This window comes from Methylobacterium organophilum, from assembly GCF_022533465.1.
Lineage (GTDB): Bacteria > Pseudomonadota > Alphaproteobacteria > Rhizobiales > Beijerinckiaceae > Methylobacterium > Methylobacterium organophilum.
Genome location: NZ_CP092848.1, coordinates 275,549 through 296,720 on the forward strand (window position 1 = coordinate 275,549; position 21,172 = coordinate 296,720).

Here is a 21,172-nt window from a genome sequence, read left to right on the forward strand (position 1 = left end):
CCATAATTGCCGGGCGCGCCCTTGCGGGCTGCCCGCACCGGCCGATGTCAGGACCGTGCAAGCCGGGGAGGCGCAGGATGGGTGAGGAGACGAAACCGGACGATCCGGGCCGGCCGAACCGGCTGCGGCCCCTCTCGGGCATGGACAGCCCGCGCTTCTCCGGCCTTGCGAGCTTCCTGCGCCTGCCGGTGATCAATCCGGCACGGGCGCCGGGCACGGTCGAGATCGGCCTGATCGGCATCCCCTTCGACGGCACCACCACCAACCGGCCCGGGGCACGGCTCGGGCCGCGGGGCGTGCGCGAGGCCTCGACCGGCCTCCGGCCGATCAATGCGGCGACCGGCATCGCCCCCTTCGCCCTCGCCGCCTGCGCGGATCTCGGCGACGTGGCGGTCAATCCGGTGGACGCGGCGGAGACGGCGCGGCGGATCGAGGCCTTCCTCGCGCCCCTGGCGCAAGCCGGCCTGGTGCCGCTCTCCGTCGGCGGCGACCATTTCGTGACCTATCCCGTGTTGCGGGCGCTCGGAGCCGGCCGCCCCCTCGGTCTCGTCCATATCGACGCCCACAGCGACACGGACGATTCGCAATACGGGGGCTCGCGGCTCACCCACGGCACTCCGTTCCGGCGTGCGATCGAGGACGGCGTGCTCGATCCGCGCCGCATGATCCAGATCGGCCTGCGCGGCACCATCGACAGCCCGGACGAACTGGACTGGGCCCGGTCGCAGGGCGTGCGCATCGTGCCGATGGACGAGGTCTGCGCCCGCGGCCTGCCGGAAGTCGCGGCCGAAGCCCGCGCCGTGATCGGGAGCGCCCCGGCCTATCTCAGCTTCGACATCGACGCCCTCGACCCCGCCTATGCCCCGGGCACCGGCACGCCGGAAATGGGCGGCTTCACCGCCCGGGAGGCATTGCATCTCGTGCGCGCGCTCCGCGGCCTCGATCTCGTCGGCGCCGATCTGGTGGAAGTGGCCCCGCCGCTCGATCCCTCCGGCATCACCGCGATGGCGGGGGCGACGCTGCTCTTCGAGATCCTCTGCCTGCTCGCCGAGGCGATGGACCGACGGCACGGCGCGAAGGCCGGATCGGAGGGAGGCCGGAGCGGACAGGGCGGTCCGCTTCCGTAAGCGACCCCCTCCCGTGCACGGGTGGGCCGCTTACGAGATGAGGTCGAGCTTGGCGGTCTCGATACCACCGGCCCGGATGGTTTCGGGCAGGGAGGCGAAGTCGGTGTAGCCGGCCTTGCGGGCCATGGCGTCGAGCGCGTTGCGCTCGTCGGCCGCGCTGCCGGTCCAGAGGATGGTCCCGCTCGCCTTTTGGCGAATCTGGAAGATGCTCATCGCTGGTCGTCCGGTGGATGTCTGTCCGCCGGTCAACGTGCGGCTGACTCATAGGTTTCGCGGGCGCTGCCCCGGGGGCGGCAAGTCAAGGCGTGGCTTTCATGCTACACAGGTGGCGAGGCTTCGCGCCTCGTCGCGATGCGGGGTCGATCGCCATGAAATCGCCGATCCGCCTCGACAGGACCCGACAGGGGAGCGCCGACTCCTGCCGAGTATCCGCGCTTCCCATGACCTTCGCTCGCCTTGCCCTCCTCCTCGCTGCGCTCGCAGCGGGCACGATGCCGGCCCGTGCCGCCGAGACGCCGGCCGCGACCCAGACGGTGGCCCCGCCCCCTGCCGTGAGCGTGGTCGCCGCCGAGCCCCGCGAGATCGTGGAGCGCGCCGTGGTCACGGGCACGCTGGTGCCCCGCGACGAGATCCTGGTCGCCCCGGAGATCGAGGGCCTGCGCATCACCGAGCTTCTGGTGGAAGAGGGCGACCGCGTCGCCACCGGCCAGGTGCTCGCCCGGCTCTCCCTGGAGATGATCGAGACGCAGGAGGCGGCCAACGCCGCCGCCATCGCCCGGGCCCAGGCGGCGATCGTCCAGGCCCGCAGCCAGATCGTCCAGGCGGAGGCGGCACAGCTCGAGGCGAGCCAGTCCCTGGAGCGCGCCCAGGCCCTGGTGAGGACCGGCAACGCCACCCCCGCCACCCTGGAGCAGCGCGTCTCCGCGGCCCAAGGCGCCCGCGGCCGGCTCGACGCCGCCCGGGGCGGGCTGGAGGCGGCGCAGGCCGACCTCGCCACGGCCAAGGCCCAGGCGGGGGAGATCGCCCTGCGCCGTGCCCGCACCGAGATCCGCGCGCCCGAAGGCGGCATCGTCAACCGCCGCACCGCCCGCGTCGGCGCCACCGCCACGGCGGTCGGCGAGCCGCTGTTCCGCCTGATCGCCCGGGGCGAGATCGAGCTCGAGGGCGAGGTACCGGAGACGGCTCTGCCCCGTCTCAAGGCCGGCGATCCGGCCGAGCTCGACCTCAGCGAAGGCGGCAGCCTGAAGGGGCGGGTGCGCCGGGTCTATCCGGAGGTCGATCGCACGACCCGGCTCGGCAAGGTCCGCATCAGCCTCGATCCCGATCCGTCCCTGCATATCGGCGCCTTCGCCCGCGGCAAGGTCGAGGTCGCCCGGCGCAACGGCATCTCGGTGCCACTCGCCGCGGTGCTCTACGGCGCCGACGGCTCGGCCAGCGTGCTCGCCGTGCGCGAGGGCAAGGTCGAGGCGCGCAAGGTCGCCACCGGCCTCTCCGCGGGCGGCTATACCGAGATCCGCTCCGGCATCGCCGCGGGCGAGACGGTGGTGGCGCGGGCGGGCTCCTTCCTGCGCGACGGCGACCGGGTGCGGGCCGTGCTCCCGGCGGGAGCCGCGCAAGGGGCCGCACAAGCCTCCGCCGAGCCGCGCTGAGGAGGCCTCCGATGCGCCTCAACATCTCGGCCTGGGCGATCCGAAAGCCGATCACCCCCCTCGTCCTGTTCCTGGTGCTGATGGTGCTGGGGCTGGTGAGTTTCCGCAGCCTGCCGATCACCCGCTTCCCGAATATCGACATCCCGATCGTCGCCGTGACGATCACGCAGGGAGGCGCCGCGCCCTCCGAGCTGCAGACCCAGGTGACGAAATGGGTCGAGGATTCCGTGGCCGGCGTGAAGGGGGTGAAGCACATCCTCTCGACCATCACGGAAGGCTCTTCCGTGACCACGATCGAGTTCCGCCTGGAGGTGAACGTCGACCGCGCCGTCAACGACGTGAAGGACGCGATCGCCAAGGTGCGCATGAACCTGCCGCGCACCATCGACGAGCCGATCATCAGCCGCGTCGACATCGCCGGCCTGCCGATCATGATCTACGGCGCCTCCGCGCCGGCCATGACGCCGGAGGACCTGTCCTGGTACGTGGACGACGTGGTCGCCCGCTCGATCCAGGGGGTGAAGGGCGTCGGCGGCGTGGAGCGCCTGGGCGGCGTCGCCCGGGAGATCCGGGTGATGCTCAAGCCCGACCGGCTGCTGGCGCTGGGCATCACCGCCGCGGACGTGAACCGGCAATTGCGGCTCACCTCCGCCGACATGGCGGGCGGGCGCGGCGAGCTCGCGGAGGGCGAGCAGTCGATCCGCCTGCTCGGCGGCTCGGCGAGCCTGGAGACGCTGGCCAACACCTCGATCGTCGTGCCCGGCGGCCGCAAGGTGCGGCTCGACGAGCTCGCGACCCTCGTCGACAGCGCCGAGGAGCCGCGGACCTTCGCCCGCTTCAACGGCGAGCCGGTGGTCGCCTTCGCCATCTCCCGCGCCTCGGGCGCCAGCGATGCCGAGGTCTCGGTCGCCGTCGCCCGGAAGATCGAGGAATTGTCGGCCGCCGATCCGAACGTGCATTTCGACCTGATCGACACCAGCGTCACCGGCACGATCGGCAATTACCATTCCGCGATGATGGGCCTGCTCGAAGGCGCGGGGCTCGCGGTGATCGTGGTCTTCCTGTTCCTGCGGGACTGGCGCGCGACACTGATCGCGGCCATCGCCCTGCCGCTCTCGGTGCTGCCGACCTTCTGGGCGATGAGCGCCCTGGGCTTCTCGCTCAACGCGGTGAGCCTGCTCGCGATCACGCTGGTGACCGGCATCCTGGTGGACGACGCCATCGTCGAGATCGAGAACATCGTGCGCCACATGCGGATGGGCAAGTCGCCCTACCGCGCCGCCCTGGAGGCCGCCGACGAGATCGGGCTCGCGGTGATCGCCATCACCGCGACGATCATCGCGATCTTCGCGCCGGTCTCCTTCATGGGCGGCATTGCCGGGCAGTATTTCAAGCAGTTCGGCCTCACCATCGCGGCGGCGGTGTTCATGTCGCTGCTGGTGGCGCGCCTCATCACGCCGCTGCTCTCGGCCTATTTCTTGCGCGACCACGGCCACGAGGAGAAAGAAGGGCCGGTGATGCGGGCCTATGGCCGCCTCGTCGCCTGGTCGGTGCGCCACAAATACGTCACGCTGGTCCTGGGACTCGCCTGCTTCGCCGGCTCCATCGCCTCGACAGCGCTCCTGCCGGCGGGCTTCATCCCGGCAGAGGATGCGGCGCGCACCATGTTCGTGGTGGAGCTGCCGCCGGGCGCCAAGCTCGCCGACACGCAGCAGGTGACGGACGGGCTGGTCGAGAAGATCCGGGCGCTGCCCGAGGTGCGCAGCGTCTTCGTCGATGGCGGCCGCCAGTTACCGGGCAAGAAGGAGGTGCGGCTCGCCACCTTCACCATCAACCTCACGCCCAAGAACACCCGCGAGCGCACGCAGAAGGCGCTCGACGTCGCGATCGGCGACATCCTGCGGGACGAGCCCGACATCCGCTTCTGGGCCCTGCGCGAGGGCGGCCAGCGCGACCTCGCCCTGATCGTCTCCGGCCAGGACAAGGAGCAGGTCGCCGACATCGCCGACCGGCTGCAGCGCGAGGCGGCAAGCGTGCCCCACCTCGTCAACGTTGTCTCGACGGCCCCCCTCGACCGCACGGAGATCCGCATCACCCCGAAGCCGGGCGTGGCGGCCGATCTCGGCGTCTCGACGGACCTGATCGCGGAGACCGTGCGCGTGGGCACGATCGGCGACATCGGCGCCAACCTCGCCAAGTTCAACGCCAAGGACCGGCAGGTGCCGATCCGCGTGCAATTGCCCGAGAGCCTGCGCGGCTCGCTCGCCGATCTCGCTGCGCTCAAGGTTCCGGTGAAGGGCGGCACGGCGGTGCCGCTCTCGACGGTGGCCGACATCACGCTGGGCCGCGGCCCGACCTCGATCGAGCGCTACGACCGCACCGTGCGCGTGGCGCTGGAGGCGGACATGCAGGGCTCCGACGCACTGGGCTCGCTGATCGAGAGTCTGATGGCGCTGCCGACGGCGAAGAACCTGCCCGAGGGCGTCACCATCAAGCAGACCGGCGACGCCGAGGTGATGGGCGAGGTCTTCGAAGGCTTCGCCCTCGCCATGGGGGCGGGCCTGATGATGGTCTTCGGCGTGCTCGTTCTGCTCTTCGGCAACTTCCTGCAGCCGCTGACCATCCTGTTCTCGCTGCCGCTTTCCATCGGCGGCGCAATCCTGGGCCTGCTCGTCTGCCACATGCCGATCTCGATGCCCGTGGTGATCGGCATCCTGATGCTGATGGGCGTGGTGACGAAGAACGCCATCATGCTGGTAGACTTCGCCATCGAGGAGATGGCCCGGGGCGTCGACCGGGTGAGCGCCATCGTCGATGCCGGCCGCAAGCGGGCGCGCCCCATCGTGATGACCACCATCGCCATGGCTGCCGGTATGGTGCCCTCGGCGATGGCCTTCGGCATCGGCGGCGAGTTCCGCGCGCCGATGGCGGTGGCGGTGATCGGCGGCCTGATCGTCTCGACTGGTCTATCCCTGGTCTTCGTGCCGGCGATCTTCATTCTGGTTGATGATCTGTCACGACTCTTCGTACGGTTGTTCAGCCGCTTCGTCGGCGAGCGCGACGATCCCGAGGACGAGACCGGATACGTACCCCCGGCCGCCGCGGCGAACGCCCCCGGAGCCTTCGAACGTCAAGTCGCAGCTGAATAGGCAAACTGCTTAGACGGGGCCCGGCATGAAGACCGGAGTTCATCGGCGGCCCCAGGGTGAAAGCGCGCTTGAACTGATCGATCAAACACGAGAGGTTTTCTCAACGACTTCGTGTTAGCGTCCTCGAACGGTCCGAAAATCCGGTGCTCGAACGGCGTGCCCGGTGCCTTCGCGCCGCCGTAGGCCCATGAAGGATCGCTTCGTCCTCGTCGTTTCGGACCGCCGTGAACGGGCGGAACGCATGGCGCGCGGCATCGCCGTCGTCCTGCCCTGCCACGTGATCGAGATCGGCACGCGGCTGCCCGCCGCCGCACCCCTCGCCTACGTCATCGACGCCGCCCTGCATCCGGAGGAGCGCCCGGCCTGGGCCGAGCAGCTGGCGGCCCGCATCCGCTCCGAGGACGCGCCCTGCCTCTATCTCGCCCGGGGCAACGGCGGCTCGGACACCGGCACGGCCCGGTTCTTCCGCGCCACCCACGTACTCTCGCCCAAGAGCCCATCCTCCGGCATCGTGCCGCTGCTGATGGGCGCGATCGCGCAAAGGCGCGAGCGGAGCACGAGCCGGATCGAAGCCCGGATCGCCGCGGCGACGGGGATCGTCTCCTCGCTGTTCGAGGCGGCGGCGCAGGGCCGGCCGCCCAGCGTCGAAGACGCGGACGAGGGCACGCAGATCGTGCTCGACGCCGTCTCCGAGGTCGGCATCCGCACCTGGCTCGACGTCGTCTGGCGCCACGACATCACGGTCTACCAGCATTCCCTGAGCGTGGCCGGGCTCTCGGCGGAGTTCGCGGGCCTTCTCGGCTTCTCGTTCCGGGATCGCCATCGTCTCGCCAAGGCGGCGCTGCTGCACGACGTGGGCAAGGCCCGGATCCCGCTGGCGATCCTGAACAAGCCGGGCCCCCTCGACGAAGGGGAGATGCGGGTGATGCGCAGCCACGCCGCCCTCGGGGCGGAGATGCTCGCGGCGGCCGGCACCTTCGAGCGGGAGATCGTGGACGTCGCCCGCTGGCATCACGAGCGCCTCGACGGCAGCGGCTATCCCGACGCGCTCACCGGCGGGGGAATCAGCGACCTCGTCCGCCTCGTGGCGATCTGCGACGTGCATTCCGCCCTGACCGAGCGGCGCGTCTACCGGCCGCCGATGAAGGCAGCGGAGGCCGCCCGGCTCATGCAGGGCATGGCCGGGCAGCTCGATCCCGATCTGCTGCGCGCCTACCGGCCGATCTTCGCGCGAACGGCAGCCGAGCGCCCGAACCCCGTGACCTGACGGCGCCGCGACGGGCGACGCGGCGGCGCGCGATGATTTCATGCCCGGATGGAAGGAAGTCCTCGCCTGCGCGTTGGAGGAGCAAGGGCTGACTTTTCAAATCCAGGTGGTGTTCATGAGACGTATCGCGACAATTTCCGCAATCGCCGCCGGCGCGCTGTTGCTCGTTCCGGCGCTCGCCGAGGCCCAGGGCCGCGGGATCACCGCGCCCACCGGCGGCATCGGCGGCATCGGAGCCAGTGGCGGCGGCGGCGGTCTCCGCGGTGGTGGCGCCGGGCTGGCGGGCGGCGGATTCCGTGGCGGCGGGGCCGGACTGGCCGGCGGTGGCTTCCGTGGCGGCGCCGAGGTCGGGGGCGGTGGCTTCCGCGGCGGCGGAGCGGGACTGGCCGGCGGCGGCTTCCGCGGGGGTGGCGGCGGCCTCGGTGCCGGCGGCTTCGCAGGTCGTCCCGGCTTCGGGGCGGGCCGCCCCGGCTTCGGCAACGGCGTCGCGGGGATCCGCCCCGGCCTCGGCAATCGCGGCTGGTACGGCGGCAACCGCTGGCGGAACGCCGGATGGCACCGCCGGGGCTATGGCGGTCTCGGCCTCGGCTTAGGCGTGGGAGCCGGGCTCGGCCTCGCGGCGGGCGGTCTCTACGGTGCCGGCCTCTACGGCGATCCGGGCTATGGCTACGGATACGGATACGGCTACGACAACGGCTATTACGCGCCCGCCGGCTATTACGGCACGGAGACGGTCGAGACGGGCGTGGCGCCCGGCGGCTTCGACGACGCGGTGGCGGAATGCGCCCGCCGCTTCAAGACCTACGACCCGCAGAGCCAGACCTACATCGTCCGGCGCGGCGTGCGCCGTTCCTGCCCGTAATAAGGTCGGGACTCGGGCTCGGACGCTGCGCGCCGGCCTTGCCGAAAAGGCCATCCGCAGGAACGGGGAGGCGCCGGTCCGGCACTTCCCCGGCCCCAAAAAGAAACCCCGCCCGACCTGACGGTCGGGCGGGGCTTTTTCATGGATGGCCCGTCGCCTTACTCGGCGGCGACCTTGTGCGGGGCGTTGCCGCCCTCGGTATAGGTCTCGGGCGTCAGGCGCTTGTGCGGGGCGGCGCGGCCCGGCAGCGGCGGCAGGGCCTTGGCCTTCTCCAGATCGATCCCGGCGCCCTCGGCGACGCGACGGCCGTAATCCTCGTCGGCGTGCCAGAAGTGCCAGACCATCCGCAGCTGGATCGGCTCCGGGCACTGCTTCATGTCGGCCACGAGGTTGGCGATCAGATCCTCGCGCTCCCAGTCCTCGAAGGTCCGGTAGCGGTGGCCGGCCTGGGCGTAGTCGTCCTCGGTGCGGGAGGTCTGGTAGCGGCCGAGATTGCCCTCAACCGCCTGGTGGTACTCCTTGCGCTTGGGCGCCTCGCGCAGGCCCTCGGCCAGGGTGGAGGGCTCGTAGTTGATGTGCTTGTTCGGGCCCGTGCCGTCGACGGCGTAGGTCATCTGGCCGTCGCGCTGGTTCGAATAGACCTTCACGCCCGGCTGCGGCGCGTTGATCGGCAGCTGGAGGTAGTTGGGGCCGACGCGGTAGCGCTGCGTGTCCGAGTAGGACAGGGTCCGGCCCTGCAGCATCTTGTCGTCCGAGAAGTCGACGCCGTCGACGAGCACGCCCGTGCCGAAGGCCGACTGCTCGACTTCCGCGAAGAAGTTGTCCGGCACCCGGTCGAGCACCATGCGGCCGCACTTCAGCAGCGGGAACTGGTCCTCGGGCCAGCGCTTCGTGTCGTCCAGCGGGTCGAACGAGAGGTGGTCGTTCGGGCCGTCCGGCATGATCTGCACCGCGAACTCCCATTCGGGGAAGTTGCCGGCGGAGATGTTGTCGTAGAGGTCGCGGGTGGCGTGACCGACGTCCTTGGCCTGGATCTCGGCGGCCTGGGCCGAGGTCAGGTTGCGCACGCCCTGCTTCGGGATCCAGTGGAACTTGCAGAGCACCGCCTCGCCCTGGTCGTTGACCAGCTTGTAGGTGTTGACGCCCGAGCCTTCCATCTCGCGGTAATTGGCCGGGATGCCCCAGGGCGACTTCAGCCAGGTCACCATGTGGATCGACTCGGGGTGCTGGGCCACGAAGTCGAAGAAGCGCCACGCCTCCTGCCGGTTCGTCACCGGATCCGGCTTGAACGCGTGGATCATGTCGGGGAACTTGATCGCGTCGCGGATGAAGAAGACCTTGAGGTTGTTGCCCACGAGGTCCCAGTTGCCGTCGACGGTCTTCAGCTTCACCGCGAAGCCGCGCGGATCGCGCTCGGTCTCCGGGCTCTCCTTGGCGCCGGCCACGGTCGAGAAGCGCACGAAGACGGGGGTCTTCACGCCGGTCTCGTTGAGGACGCGGGCGCGGGTGTACTTGGAGGCCGGCTCGTCGCCGATCTTGCCGTAGGCCTCGAAATAGCCGTGGGCGCCGGCGCCGCGGGCATGGACCACGCGCTCGGGGATCCGCTCGCGGTCGAAATGGGTGATCTTCTCGATGAACTGGTAGTTCTCGAGGGTCGCAGGCCCCCGCTCGCCGACCGTGCGCAGGCTCTGGTTGTCACGGACGGGATGACCCTGGCGGGTCGTCAGAATCGGGCGGTTCTCGCTCATGCGATACTCTCTCCTTGGAAGGCGTCGGGCGCCGGGGCACCGCGCGGCACCCTGGAACCTTTCTGGTTCACAGGTATGACGGCCGCCCGACACGTTGGCAAATGCATCGTCGCAAAGATTGTGATAGGCGCAGCCTATGAATCTTTCCGGCCTGTCCCTGCGCGATCTCGAATACGTGGTCGCGGTCGCCGACGAGGGGCATTTCGGGCGGGCGGCCGAGCGCTGCAACGTCAGCCAGCCGACCCTGAGCGTCCAGGTCCGCAAACTGGAAACGGCCCTCGGCCTGACTTTGTTCGAGCGGTCGAACCGCCGCGTGCTCCTCACCACCGCCGGCCAGGCGATCGTGCGGCAGGCCCGGATCGTGCTGGGCGAGGCCCAGAGGCTGCTCGCCCTGGCCACGGAGGGCCGCGGCTCGCCCCTGACCGGCCGGCTGGTTCTCGCCGCGATCCAGACGCTCGGGCCCTACTACTTCCCCCTGGTGCTGCGGCGCCTGCGCCAGGATTTCCCGCTGCTGTCCCTCGCCCTCAGCGAGGCCCGCACCGCGGAGATCCTCGACGGCCTGCGCGACGGGCGCATCGACGCCGCGCTCATCTCCCTGCCGGTGGCCGCCTCCGGGCTCACCCTGTCGCCGCTCTTCGTGGAGCCCTTCCTGCTGACCTGCCCCGCCGATCACGCCCTCGCCCATGGCGGCGCCCTGCGGGCGACCGACATCGCCGGGCCGGACCTGCTGCTTCTCGACGAGGGCAATTGCCTGCGCGACCAGACCATCGCCGCCTGCGGCGCCGGCAGCGCCGCGGGCCGCCACGCCACCAGCCTGGAGACCCTGCGCTCGATGGTGGCCGCCGGGGCCGGCTACACCCTGCTCCCGGCGCTCGCCGTGCCGCCGGGGCCGGACCCGAGCGGCCTGACCGTGACCCGCGCCTTCGACCTCGACGGCCCCGGCCGCACCGTCGCCCTCGCCTGGCGCTCCAGCGACCCGCGGGCGGACGGGCTCGAGCATCTCGCCGCCTTCTTCCGCGCCCATACCCCACCCGCCACCGCCCCCTGCCGCGACGATGCCAAGGACGAGGCATCGGCCGCGCTCGCCTGAGCCCCGGCGGGAACAGGCAGGGTGACAGCGCCCTCCCGGCGGTGTAGCCGGGCGCATTCCTCCGACAGTCGCGTCTCCCGTGTACGATCCGCGCAAGGCCGGCCGCTGGGCGGCGCTTCTGGCCGTCTCCGCCCTCCTCGCCTACGGACTGAACCAGGCGCGCTTTCCGGCCGCGACGCTGCTCGGGCCGATGATCGCGGCCATCGCCTTCGGCGTCTCCGGCGCGGCGCTGCGCGTCCCCCGGCTCGGCTTCCAGGCGGCCCAGGCCCTGATCGGCTGCCTCGTCGCCCATGCGGTCACCGCGGAGATCGTCGGCACGATCCTCGACGACGGCCTCCTCATGCTGGCGGTGGTGCTGGTCACGGTCGCCGCGGGCGGCGTGGTCGGCTGGGCGCTGACGCGGCTGCGCGTCCTGCCCGGCACCACCGCCGCCTGGGGCTCTTCCCCCGGCGGGGCCGCCGCGATGGTGGCGATGTCGGAGGCCTACGGCTCCGATCCGCGCCTTGTCGCCTTCATGCAATATGTCCGCGTCGCCGCCGTCGTCTTCAGCGCAGCCCTGGTGACCCGCCTCGTTTCCGGCGACGCCGAGGGCGGCACGCCCACGATCGGCGAGCGGCTCGATGCGGTCTCCGTAGCGGCGACCCTCGCGGTGGCCGCCCTCGGCGCGGGCGTGGCCGGCGCCCTGCGCCTGCCCGCGGCGCCCCTGATCGGGCCAATGCTGCTCGGCGCCCTGCTGCACGCCACCGGCACGCTCACCCTGGCCTTGCCCGCCTTTCTCCTGGAGGCGGCCTATGCCGGGATCGGCTGGTATGTCGGCCTGCGCTTCACCCGCGAGACCCTGCGCCAGACGCTCCATGCCCTGCCGGGCATCCTGGTCGCGACGGCGGCGGTGATCCTGCTCTGCGGCGGCTGGGCCTACGGGCTCACCTTCCTGCTGCCCATCGACTTCCTGACCGCCTTCCTGGCCACCAGCCCCGGCGGCCTCGATTCCGTCGCGGTCATCGCCGTGGGCGCCCGGGCCGACGTGCCCTTCGTGCTCGCCGTGCAGACCCTGCGGCTGTTCGTGGTGCTCGTCACCGGGCCGCTCCTCGCCCGCTGGATCTCTCGCATGGAAGCCGCCCGGTGAAGGCGCTCTATCTCGCCTTCCTCAATTCCTGGCGCGGCCTCGTCCACGGCGCCCGCACCGAGCGGGCGATCCGCCTGGAATTGCTGCTGCTCGTCCTCGGCCTGCCCGCGGCGCTGCTGCTCGGCCAGACGCTGTGGGTGCGGGTCGCGCTGCTCGCGGGCCTGCTCCTGATGCTCTGCGCGGAGTTCCTCAACACGGCGATCGAGAAGCTCTGCGACCACCTGCATCCGGGGCGCCACGACCGGATCGGCATCGTCAAGGATCTCGCCTCGGCCGGGGCCTTCGCGAGCCAGGCCCTCGCCGCCCTGATCTGGCTCGCGGCCGTGATCGATCGGTTCTGAAGCGGCCGCACGCCTCGGCGAAGGCGATGAATCCCCTCGCCTTCCGCAGGGCAGTCATGCGGGCGGATCGCGCGATCGGGCTCCACAGCGCGTCCGTTTCGAAAACCCCCGATGCTCCCGGCACATAGCCCTCGCATCGAAAGACAATCATCGCGCGAACCATCGACATCATATTCTCGCGAGCGGTGAATTCAGCAATTTTATTCATCGCAGCGAGATCATCGAAAGAGCCACCTCGCCATAACCCTTGGCTTCAGAACCATGGGTCCGATGTCCGCCAACCCGCCCTCGGTCCGATATAGAATTATTTTGCCAGTCATGTGCTGGAATCGTCAGCGCGCGGATTTCTACGCGGTCACCGACGACGTGTCCCGCGACGGCATCCGGTTCCGCTCGGCGACCGTGCCGACCGTCGACGAGACCCTGACCTGCAGCATCCGGCATATCGGCGTGCTCGAGAGCCGGATCGTCGCCACCGGGCCGCATTCCTTCACCGTCCGCATCGCGGTAGGACGCAACCGCAGCGCGGTGATCGCCCAGGATCTCCTGGAGCTGTCCCGGCAGCAGCACCCGCCGGAAGAGCGCACCCGCGCGGCCTGGCGCGTCGTTCCCCGTCAGACGGAAACGCAGATCCGGCTCGAATCCGGCCTCGTCGTCAGCGGCCGCCTGCTCAACGTTTCGGCCACGGGTGCCGCCCTGCATCTCGACGAGGCCGTGGAGGTGGGGAGCCGAATCCGGATCGGCACGACCGAGGCCACGGTGGTGCGCTGCTTCGCCGAGGGCGTCGGCGCGGCCTTCCTGACGCCCCTCGACCCGGCCCGGGTGACGGAGGCCATCACGCTCTGAGGCGGCGCGGCCCTCGCATCTGATCCGCGGAGGGGGTAAGTGCGGGGCTCGCGCCGGTCCGGCCGCCTCGCCGCGGCCGCCCCGGCGGCCCGCGAAGCCGATAGACGCCCCCGTGACCGATTACATCCGCAAGATCCTCTCCGCCCGCGTCTACGACGTCGCGAAGGAGACCCCCATCGACCCGATGCCGCGGCTGTCGAAGCGCCTCGGCCGCCCGGTGCTGCTCAAGCGCGAGGACCTGCAGCCGGTCTTCTCGTTCAAGCTGCGCGGCGCCTACAACAAGATGGCCGGGCTCACCGAGGCGCAGCGGGCGCGGGGCGTCATCTGCGCCTCCGCCGGCAACCACGCGCAGGGCGTGGCGCTGGGCGCGCAGGAGCTGGGCCTGCGGGCGGTGATCGTGATGCCGCGCACCACCCCCTCCATCAAGGTCGATGCCTGCCGGGCGCGGGGCGCCGAGGTGATCCTGCACGGCGACGCCTTCGACGAGGCCCTGGCCGAGGCGCGCCGCCTCGAGGCGGCGCAGGGCCTGACCTTCCTGCATCCCTTCGACGACCCGGAGGTGATCGCCGGCCAGGGCACCATCGGCAAGGAGATCCTGGAGCACCATTCCGCCCCGATCGAGGCGATCTTCGTGCCCGTGGGCGGCGGCGGGCTCGCCGCCGGCATCGCCACCTTCGTCAAGTTCCTGCGGCCCGAGACCAAGGTGATCGGCGTCGAGCCGGACGACGCCGCCTGCCTCAAGGCCGCCCTCGCGGCGGACGAGCGGGTGATCCTGCCGAGCGTCGGCCTGTTCGCCGACGGCGTGGCGGTGCGCCAGGTCGGCGAGGAGACCTTCCGGCTCTGCCGGGAGCATCTCGACGGCGTCATCACCGTCGACACCGACGCCATGTGCGCCGCCGTGAAGGACATCTTCGACGACACCCGCGCCGTCTCCGAGCCCTCGGGCGCCCTGAGCCTGGCCGGCGCCAAGGCCTATGCCGAGGCGAATCCCGGGGCCGGCACGCTGATCGCCATCTCCTCGGGCGCCAACCTCAACTTCGATCGTCTCCGTCACATCGCCGAGCGCGCGGAGATCGGCGAGGAGCGCGAGGTGCTGCTCGGCGTCACCATCCCGGAGCGGCCCGGCGCCTACCGCGCCTTCATCGCGGCCCTCGGCCCCCGCGCCATCACCGAGTTCAACTACCGCTACGCGGAGGGCGCCGAGGCGCAGATCTTCGTCGGCATCAACCTGCCCGGCGGCAAGGCGGAGCGGCAATCCCTCGTCGCCTCCCTGAAGCAGGGCGGCTACCGCGTGGTCGATCTCAGCGACAACGAGATGGCCAAGGTGCATGTGCGCTACATGGTCGGCGGCCGCTCGGTCGGGATCGCGAACGAGCGGCTCTACCGCTTCGAGTTCCCGGAACGGCCCGGGGCGCTGATGAAGTTCCTCGACGCGCTGGGCGAGCGCGTGAACATCACCCTGTTCCACTACCGCAACCACGGCGCCGATTACGGCCGTGTGCTCGCCGGGATGGACGTCCCGCCCGATGTCCGCACCGCCTTCGAGGACGCCCTCGAGGCGCTGGGCTACCCGTATTACGACGAGACCGAGAACCCGGCCTATCGCCTCTTCCTCGACGGCGGCCTCGACGAGGGCGACGCCTGAGGGCTCAGCCGCCCGCCTCCTCCACCCGGACCACCGCCGGATGCTCGCGCAGGCGCCGGGCGATGAGGGCGATACCGGCCCGGGACAGGCGAGCGAAGGCGATCGTGACCTCCTCGATCTCCGGATCCTCCCCGGGGCGCACCACGAACTGGCGGATGCGGGCCGCCCGCTCGCCGGTGATCGCGTGCAGCGTGTCGAGGGTGAGCGCCCCGCGCTTGGCGGCGACCTGCAGCTCCCGCGTCTGCATCCGGTCACGCCAGCGCTCCTCGATCGGCTTGACGCCCGCCAGAATCGCCACGACCAGCACCGTCGTGGCGACGGCCGGCACGTAGAGCCCGCCCCCCACGGCGAGCCCGATCGCCGCCACCGCCCAGAGGCTCGCGGCGGTGGTGAGCCCCTTCACCACCTCCCCGCGCAGCAGGATCGTGCCCGCCCCGAGGAAGCCGATGCCCGAGACGACCTGCGCCGCCACGCGGGAGGGATCGAGCACGACGTTCTTCTGCCCGAGCACGCTGTCGAAGCCGAAGGCGGAGACGAGCATGATCAGGCAGGCGCCGACACAGACCAGCATGTGCGTGCGCAGGCCCGCCGCCCAGAGCAGGCGCTCACGCTCGAACCCGATGACGCTGCCCATCGCCGCCGCGAGCATCAGGCGTGCGACCATCTCCGTATTGCCGAGCAAGCCAGCTCCCTCCGACCCTGACGTCGTCCCCGGACTCTAGCGCTCCCGGTCGAAAAGCCGACCCCGCCGCGATGCGCGGCACGCGGTCCTCCGAGCTCCGGTCCCAGCGGCAGGATTTCGCAGCCTGCCGCCGGAGGCGACACCCACAAATGGATCGACCACAGCACATGCAATCAGGTCGGGAAAAAACGAACGAATATTGAGATAGGCCAGAAAACGCTGTGCGCCTCGTTTTGCTGTCGGGCTGCGCAAACCAAATGTTCAAGTCTTCACGTCCACCCTTACGAAGCCAGAGACCCTACCCGGGGCGCGGGTCGTCGATCGCCGCCGCCAGGAGCCGCACCGTTTTGCCGTCCAGTCTGAAGATCGTGATCGCCGACGCCGACGAGGAAGTCCGGCTGGCCGTCAGCGAAGCCGCCGTGGCCGCGGCGCCCGACGCCCAGGTCACCGAGATTGCCGACGGGCGCGCCCTGGAGACGGTTCTGGCCGGCGGCGGAATCGACATCCTGTTCATCGACTCGATCCTGCCCCGGATGGACGGGCTGAACCTCGTCACCTGGAGCGAGGCGCAGGGGGGAAACTGTCTGATCGTTCTCGTCACCGACCTGCTGTCGCCGCAATGGCCCTTCGTCGCCAAGCGCATCGGTGCCTACGACGTCGTGCTGAAACCTCTGCGGGCGTCCCATGTCGGCCGCGTCGTGGAGGCGAGCCGGGTGCTTCGCCGCAAGCTGTCGCTGCTGGTCGCCGATCCGGGCCGCGAGACCCGGGCGCTGATCGGCCGGCTGCTGGCGGACAGCCGCTTCCGCTTCGAGATCTGCGAGGTGACCGGCGGACGCGAAGCCCTGCGCATGATCGAACGCACGACGATCGACCTCGCCTTCGTGGAAACGAATCTGCCCGACTTTCCCGCCCTGGAAGTCGCCTGCCGCCTCAACGACCGGCATCCGGAGGCCAAGATCATCCTGTCGGGCCGCACGATCGACCCCGGCCTCACCCGGCAATTCTCGACCTTCGGCATCTCCGGCTTCCTGCAGAAGCCCTTCGGCTTCGCGGAAATCGACAAGATGCTCCACGAAGCCTTCGGTCTCTGGCGACCTTACCTGATCAACGCGCTCCACGCGGAGGAGCGGCGCGTCCTCGAGAGCGGGAGCGCGAACACCGCCGGGCTCAAAAGGCATCCTCGATGATGCCACCGGGCGGGGGGCATCCCTACACGAGCCGTCGGTTCGAGGCCCTCATCAGCGAAATCGAAGCGGCCCTCGCCTGCCGCGATCCATCGGTCCAGTCGGCGCTCGTGCTGCGGTCCGTCGATCTCCTGGTGAAGCGCTGGTCCTGTCTGCCGCCAGAAAGCAAGGCCGCCTACGACAACCTGCTCAACAATCTGCTCTCCGAGGTCGACACCGCCGCGCGCACGGCCTTCGCCGAGGGCCTCGCTCCCCTCCGGCGCGGCCCACCGCGCACCTCGGCCAGACTCGCCCAGGACGTGGACGGGGCGGTATCCGAGCCCCTCCTCAAGCGCTGCAGAAGCCTGTCCGAGGACGTCCTCTGCCAGGTTGCCCTCTCCTGCAGCGACGACCATCGCCGTGCCCTCGCACAGCGCGTTCCCGTCGATGCGGCGTTGAGCGACCTGCTGCTCGAGCATGGCAGCGCCGGCGTCGCGACGATCCTCGCGGGCAATCGTGATGCCGCCATCTCCCCGGCCGGCTTCGGCGCGTTTCTCCGCCACGCGGGCGAGAGCGAGGCCGTCGCCCTCGTCCTGACACGACGACGGGATCTGCCCGAAGGCTATTACGGCGCCCTCGCGGCCCTGGCGGAACGGCGCGCGCAGGAGGCGCTCGCCGCCAATCGTCTGCCCGCCCAGCAGTTCACGGCCCTGCTGACCTGGGCGAAGGCCAAGCCGGCCACGGCCGCCTCCGGACGCCTGGACCGCTTCCGGGCCTCTCAAGCCTTCATCGCCGAGCGGTTCGACAAAGCGCCGGTGAGCCCCGGAATGATCAACCGCTGGCTCAGCGTGAAGCGGATCGAGGACGCCCTTGCGGCGGTCGCCTGCCAAGCCACCCTCCCGGTCGACGTCGTCGTGGCGGCCTACGACGAGGTGGACGGCCGTTCGATCGCCCTGATCCTGCACGGCTGCGGCTATCCCTGGGCGACGGTGAAATCGCTGCTGCTCTTCGGGCACGGGCCCGAGGCGGCACGCTCCGCGATCGCGGAGGCCTACGAGCTGACGCGGACCTTGTCGCCGCTCTCGGCGCGTCGCCTGCTGCGGCTTCGCCTCACCCCGATGGGCGTGGCGGCCTTCGCCCTGCGCCCGGGAACGGCCTGGGGCGAGATGCTGGACGGCAGGGGGCGCGAGACCTCTCCCCCGGCGCTGCCGCGACCGGTGGAAGCCGCGCTCTCGCCCCGACGTCTGGCCAAGGCCGGGCAAGCGGCGTGACGTCGCGCCGCCGCGGCGGCGAAGGATGCGGTCCCTTCTTTGGAATGAGACCGAAATCTGCGAGAAGCGGGGCCGCCCGATGCGCCCGGTCCGAAGGCGCCAACGTGGATCCTGCGCCCATGACGTCGATTCGTTTCGCCCGTGCCCTCACTCTGGCCGCGACCGTCGCCCTCGCCGGCCCGGCGATGGCGCAGGACGCCTCGACGGCGGAGCAGATCGTCGGGATCATGAACAAGCTCTGGGGCCAGCATGCCGGCCTGCGGGCCAATCATGCCAAGGGCGTCGTGGTCGAGGGGACGTTCACCCCCGCCCCCGAGGCCGCGGGCCTGAGCAAGGCCTCCGTGTTCAAGGGACCGGCCGTGCCCGTCACCGTCCGCTTCTCGGACGCCACCGGCCTGCCGGCGATCCCGGACGGCGCGGCCAACGCCAATCCCCACGGCATGGCGATCAAGTTCAAGCTCGCCGAGGGCGGCGAGATGGACGTGGTGGTCAACGCCCTGAAATACTTCCCCGTGCGCACCGGCGAGGAGTTCCGCGATCTCCTGAAGGCCGTCTCCGAGAGCGGCCCCGACGTGCCGCATCCGACCCCGATCGAAACCTTCGTGAAGGCGCATCCCGCGGCGGGCACCGCGGGCGGCACCGCCGGCACGCCGTCGAGCCTGGCCCGCCAGACCTTCAACGGCGTCAACGCCTTCGTCTTCGTCGATGCCGCCGGCAAGCGCCAGGCCTTCCGCTACCGCTTCGTGCCCGTGGCCGGCGAGGAATCGCTGTCCAAGGACGAGGCCGCCAAGCAGGCGCCGGACTTCCTGATGCGCGAGATCGTCGAGCGGATCGGCAAGGAGCCCGTGAGCTACCGCGTCCTCGCCCAGCTCGCGCAGGCCGGCGATGCCACGAACGACGCGACCAAGCCCTGGCCCGAGGATCGCAAGACCGTCGAGCTCGGCACCCTGACGCTGACGAAGCCCGTGGCGGACAGCGCCCAGGCGGAGAAGGCGCTGCTGTTCATGCCGAACGCGCTCGCCGACGGGATCGAGGTCTCGGACGATCCGCTGATCGACACGCGGGTGCAGTCCTATGCTGTCTCCTTCGGCAAGCGCGCCCAGTAAGCCGCCAAAGCGCGGGCCGCGCGGGCCGCGCGGGAGGGGCGGCCCGGGTTGACGCTCCCCCGGCGCCGGGTGCAATCCCCGGCGCCCGTCACGCAAGGCCGACGACCGATGCCGCCGCTGCTCGCCATTCCCTTCCCGGCCATCGACCCGGTCGCGGTCTCCCTCGGCCCGATCGAGATCAAGTGGTACGCCCTGTCCTACATCGCGGGGCTGATCGGCGGCTGGTTCTATGCCCGCCGCCTCGTCTCCGCGGACCGGCTCTGGGGCGTGGTCAAGCGCCCGACGCTCGCCGATATCGACGATCTCGTGGTCTGGGTGGCGCTCGGCGTCGTGCTGGGCGGCCGCATCGGCTACGTGCTGTTCTACAACCTGCCGCTCTATCTCCACGACCCGCTCGAGATCCTGGCGATCCGCAACGGCGGCATGTCCTTCCACGGCGGCTTCCTCGGGGCGATCCTGGCGCTCCTGCTCTTCGCGCGCTCCCGCGGGCTCAACGGCTACACGATGCTCGACATCGCCGCCGTGGTCGTACCGATCGGCCTGTTCTTCGGCCGCATCGCCAATTTCGTGAACGGGGAACTCTGGGGCCGCGCAGCGCCGGACTTCCCCTACGCCATCGTCTTCCCCACCGGTGGCGACATCCCCCGCTATCCGAGCCAGCTCTTCGAGGCGGCGGCGGAGGGCTTCCTGCTCTTCATCGTGATGGCGGTCGCCGTGAACCGCTTCGGCTTCCGCAAGCCCGGCCTGCTCGGCGGCATCTTCGTGCTCGGCTATGCCGTCGCCCGCACGTTCTGCGAGTTCTTCCGCGAGCCGGACAAGCAGCTCGGCTTCCTGTTCGGCCACGATGTCGGCCCCCTCGGGGGCGGCGTCACCATGGGCATGCTGCTCTGCGTGCCGATGGCGATCGTCGGGCTGACCTACATCGTCCTGGCCGCCCGGGGCGTGACCCGGCCGCGGGCGAGCCGCGGCGAGGTCCAGGCCGAGGCGGGGCAGATTTGACGCCGCTGTTCCGGCTGATCGCGCAGGAGATCCGCGACGGCGGCCCGATCGGGCTCGACCGCTACATGGCCCTGTGCCTCGGGCACCCGGAGCACGGCTATTACAGGACCCGCGATCCCCTCGGCCGGGCCGGCGACTTCGTCACCGCCCCCGAGATCAGCCAGATGTTCGGCGAACTGATCGGCGTCTGGGTCGCGGCCACCCGGGCCGCCATGGGCCATGACGGCCCCCTGCACCTCGTGGAGCTCGGCCCCGGGCGCGGCACGCTGATGGCGGATGCCCTGCGGGCCCTGCGGGCCGCCGCGCCGGGGGCAGCCTTCTCGATCCATCTCGTCGAGACGAGCCCGGTGCTGCGCGCGGCCCAGCGGCAGCGCCTGGACGGCGCGGGCTTTCCCGTCGCCTGGCACGACACCGTCGAGACGGTTCCGGACGGCCCGGCGATCGTGCTCGCCAACGAGTTCTTCGATGCCCTGCCGGTGCGCCAGTTCGAGCGGACGACGCGCGGCTGGTGCGAACGCCGGATCGGGCTGTCCGAGGACGGCACGGCCCTGCGCTTCGGCCTCGCCCCGGAGCCGACGCCGGGACTCGACCGGGCCGGCCCGACCGGCGTCCTGCTGACGGTGCCGGCGGCGGGGCTCGACCTCGCCCGCCGCCTCGGCCGCCGCCTCGCGCGGCAGGACGGAGCCGGCCTCGTCATCGACTACGGCCACACGCGTCCGGGCTTCGGAGACAGCTTCCAGGCGCTCGCGGGCCATCGCTTTGCCGATCCTCTCGCGGCCCCAGGCGAGGCGGACCTCACCACCCACGTCGACTTCACAGCCCTCACCCAGGCGGCGACGGCCGAAGGTGCTCTCGTGCACGGCCCCGTCGACCAACGCGACTTCCTCCTCGCCCTCGGCCTGCCCCTGCGGGCGGACCGGCTCAAGGCGAAGGCGACGCCTGCGCAGGCGGAGGCGATCGACGCCGCCGTCGCCCGGCTGACCGATCCATCCCGGCGGGGCATGGGGGCGCTGTTCAAGGTGCTCGCGCTGAGTGGTCCCGCGCTTGCCGCGCTGCCCGCCCTCCCCGCTGCCGCCTGAATCGTCCCGCAAGCCCGGCGCC

General features: G+C 70.9%; 18 protein-coding genes. 15 read left to right on the forward strand and 3 right to left on the reverse strand.

Annotation, left to right across the window (positions count from 1 at the left end; genetic code table 11):
- Positions 1 to 77: 77 nt before the first annotated feature.
- Positions 78 to 1,127, forward strand: coding sequence for an agmatinase (gene speB, locus MMB17_RS01295; protein ID WP_241100794.1), 1,050 nt, complete (start codon positions 78 to 80; stop codon positions 1,125 to 1,127).
- Positions 1,128 to 1,157: 30 nt separating this feature from the next.
- Here the strand turns inward: speB and MMB17_RS01300 are convergent, their stop codons facing one another.
- Positions 1,158 to 1,340: a hypothetical protein gene (locus MMB17_RS01300; protein WP_238309676.1), complete on the reverse strand. Its 183-nt coding sequence runs from the start codon at positions 1,338 to 1,340 to the stop codon at positions 1,158 to 1,160.
- A 227-nt stretch (positions 1,341 to 1,567) separates the two neighbouring features.
- On the opposite strand from MMB17_RS01300, the gene MMB17_RS01305 reads away from it, so the two are divergent.
- From MMB17_RS01305 to MMB17_RS01320, 4 genes are all read left to right on the forward strand, one after another.
- Entirely contained in the window at positions 1,568 to 2,776 is a 1,209-nt protein-coding gene (locus tag MMB17_RS01305; protein ID WP_420847316.1) for an efflux RND transporter periplasmic adaptor subunit, read from the forward strand.
- Between the two features lie 11 nt (positions 2,777 to 2,787).
- On the forward strand, positions 2,788 to 5,925 hold the full coding sequence (locus tag MMB17_RS01310; RefSeq protein WP_241100795.1) for an efflux RND transporter permease subunit: 3,138 nt from the start codon (positions 2,788 to 2,790) through the stop codon (positions 5,923 to 5,925).
- A 187-nt stretch (positions 5,926 to 6,112) separates the two neighbouring features.
- Positions 6,113 to 7,192 carry an HD-GYP domain-containing protein gene (locus tag MMB17_RS01315; RefSeq protein ID WP_241100796.1) on the forward strand — a complete coding sequence of 360 codons (1,080 nt, stop codon included), beginning with the start codon at positions 6,113 to 6,115 and terminating at the stop codon, positions 7,190 to 7,192.
- Positions 7,193 to 7,307: 115 nt separating this feature from the next.
- Positions 7,308 to 8,054: a BA14K family protein gene (locus tag MMB17_RS01320; RefSeq protein ID WP_241100797.1), complete on the forward strand. Its 747-nt coding sequence runs from the start codon at positions 7,308 to 7,310 to the stop codon at positions 8,052 to 8,054.
- A gap of 158 nt (positions 8,055 to 8,212) precedes the next feature.
- Here the strand turns inward: MMB17_RS01320 and MMB17_RS01325 are convergent, their stop codons facing one another.
- Entirely contained in the window at positions 8,213 to 9,802 is a 1,590-nt protein-coding gene (locus MMB17_RS01325; RefSeq protein WP_238309672.1) for a catalase, read from the reverse strand.
- Positions 9,803 to 9,938: 136 nt separating this feature from the next.
- Here MMB17_RS01325 and MMB17_RS01330 point away from each other — a divergent pair, with 136 nt between their 5' ends.
- The 5 genes from MMB17_RS01330 (at position 9,939) to ilvA (ending at position 14,850) form a co-directional block, all read left to right on the forward strand.
- A complete protein-coding gene (locus tag MMB17_RS01330; RefSeq protein WP_241100798.1) occupies positions 9,939 to 10,892 on the forward strand; it encodes a LysR substrate-binding domain-containing protein in 954 nt (317 codons plus the stop codon).
- Positions 10,893 to 10,971: 79 nt separating this feature from the next.
- Positions 10,972 to 12,018 carry an AbrB family transcriptional regulator gene (locus tag MMB17_RS01335; RefSeq protein ID WP_241100799.1) on the forward strand — a complete coding sequence of 349 codons (1,047 nt, stop codon included), beginning with the start codon at positions 10,972 to 10,974 and terminating at the stop codon, positions 12,016 to 12,018.
- Positions 12,015 to 12,359 (forward strand): diacylglycerol kinase, encoded by a 345-nt coding sequence (locus MMB17_RS01340; protein ID WP_238309669.1) that lies wholly within the window; start codon positions 12,015 to 12,017, stop codon positions 12,357 to 12,359. The genes MMB17_RS01335 and MMB17_RS01340 overlap by 4 nt, the downstream gene beginning before the upstream one ends.
- 318 nt (positions 12,360 to 12,677) lie before the next feature.
- A complete protein-coding gene (locus MMB17_RS01345) occupies positions 12,678 to 13,205 on the forward strand; it encodes a PilZ domain-containing protein (protein ID WP_241100800.1) in 528 nt (175 codons plus the stop codon).
- Positions 13,206 to 13,317: 112 nt separating this feature from the next.
- The gene (gene ilvA / locus MMB17_RS01350; RefSeq protein WP_241100801.1) at positions 13,318 to 14,850 is read left to right on the forward strand and encodes a threonine ammonia-lyase, biosynthetic; all 1,533 of its coding nucleotides are present in this window, start codon (positions 13,318 to 13,320) and stop codon (positions 14,848 to 14,850) included.
- Between the two features lie 4 nt (positions 14,851 to 14,854).
- On the opposite strand, the gene MMB17_RS01355 is transcribed toward ilvA, so the two are convergent.
- The gene (locus MMB17_RS01355; protein ID WP_241100802.1) at positions 14,855 to 15,532 is read right to left on the reverse strand and encodes an MgtC/SapB family protein; all 678 of its coding nucleotides are present in this window, start codon (positions 15,530 to 15,532) and stop codon (positions 14,855 to 14,857) included.
- Positions 15,533 to 15,879: 347 nt separating this feature from the next.
- Here MMB17_RS01355 and MMB17_RS01360 point away from each other — a divergent pair, with 347 nt between their 5' ends.
- From MMB17_RS01360 to MMB17_RS01380, 5 genes are all read left to right on the forward strand, one after another.
- On the forward strand, positions 15,880 to 16,719 hold the full coding sequence (locus tag MMB17_RS01360) for a response regulator (RefSeq protein ID WP_241100803.1): 840 nt from the start codon (positions 15,880 to 15,882) through the stop codon (positions 16,717 to 16,719).
- A complete protein-coding gene (locus MMB17_RS01365; protein WP_241100804.1) occupies positions 16,716 to 17,966 on the forward strand; it encodes a DUF2336 domain-containing protein in 1,251 nt (416 codons plus the stop codon). Before MMB17_RS01360 ends, MMB17_RS01365 begins: the two co-directional genes overlap by 4 nt.
- A gap of 119 nt (positions 17,967 to 18,085) precedes the next feature.
- Complete coding sequence (locus MMB17_RS01370) at positions 18,086 to 19,072, forward strand: catalase family peroxidase (protein WP_241100805.1); 987 nt, start codon at positions 18,086 to 18,088, stop codon at positions 19,070 to 19,072.
- 108 nt (positions 19,073 to 19,180) lie between these two features.
- Positions 19,181 to 20,071, forward strand: coding sequence for a prolipoprotein diacylglyceryl transferase (gene lgt / locus MMB17_RS01375; protein WP_238309662.1), 891 nt, complete (start codon positions 19,181 to 19,183; stop codon positions 20,069 to 20,071).
- Complete coding sequence (locus tag MMB17_RS01380) at positions 20,068 to 21,150, forward strand: class I SAM-dependent methyltransferase (protein ID WP_241100806.1); 1,083 nt, start codon at positions 20,068 to 20,070, stop codon at positions 21,148 to 21,150. The genes lgt and MMB17_RS01380 overlap by 4 nt, the downstream gene beginning before the upstream one ends.
- Positions 21,151 to 21,172 lie beyond the last annotated feature (22 nt).

What these genes read in the sequence shown, in the direction of transcription:
- speB (WP_241100794.1), top strand. Translation starts at nt 78, where the DNA reads ATGGGTGAGGAGACGAAACCGGACGATCCGGGCCGGCCGAACCGGCTG.
- MMB17_RS01300 (WP_238309676.1), bottom strand. Translation starts at nt 1,340, where the DNA reads ATGAGCATCTTCCAGATTCGCCAAAAGGCGAGCGGGACCATCCTCTGG.
- MMB17_RS01330 (WP_241100798.1), top strand. Translation starts at nt 9,939, where the DNA reads ATGAATCTTTCCGGCCTGTCCCTGCGCGATCTCGAATACGTGGTCGCG.
- MMB17_RS01370 (WP_241100805.1), top strand. Translation starts at nt 18,086, where the DNA reads ATGACGTCGATTCGTTTCGCCCGTGCCCTCACTCTGGCCGCGACCGTC.
- MMB17_RS01345 (WP_241100800.1), top strand. Translation starts at nt 12,678, where the DNA reads ATGTGCTGGAATCGTCAGCGCGCGGATTTCTACGCGGTCACCGACGAC.
- MMB17_RS01325 (WP_238309672.1), bottom strand. Translation starts at nt 9,802, where the DNA reads ATGAGCGAGAACCGCCCGATTCTGACGACCCGCCAGGGTCATCCCGTC.
- MMB17_RS01315 (WP_241100796.1), top strand. Translation starts at nt 6,113, where the DNA reads ATGAAGGATCGCTTCGTCCTCGTCGTTTCGGACCGCCGTGAACGGGCG.
- MMB17_RS01310 (WP_241100795.1), top strand. Translation starts at nt 2,788, where the DNA reads ATGCGCCTCAACATCTCGGCCTGGGCGATCCGAAAGCCGATCACCCCC.
- MMB17_RS01365 (WP_241100804.1), top strand. Translation starts at nt 16,716, where the DNA reads ATGATGCCACCGGGCGGGGGGCATCCCTACACGAGCCGTCGGTTCGAG.
- MMB17_RS01320 (WP_241100797.1), top strand. Translation starts at nt 7,308, where the DNA reads ATGAGACGTATCGCGACAATTTCCGCAATCGCCGCCGGCGCGCTGTTG.
- lgt (WP_238309662.1), top strand. Translation starts at nt 19,181, where the DNA reads ATGCCGCCGCTGCTCGCCATTCCCTTCCCGGCCATCGACCCGGTCGCG.
- MMB17_RS01305 (WP_420847316.1), top strand. Translation starts at nt 1,568, where the DNA reads ATGACCTTCGCTCGCCTTGCCCTCCTCCTCGCTGCGCTCGCAGCGGGC.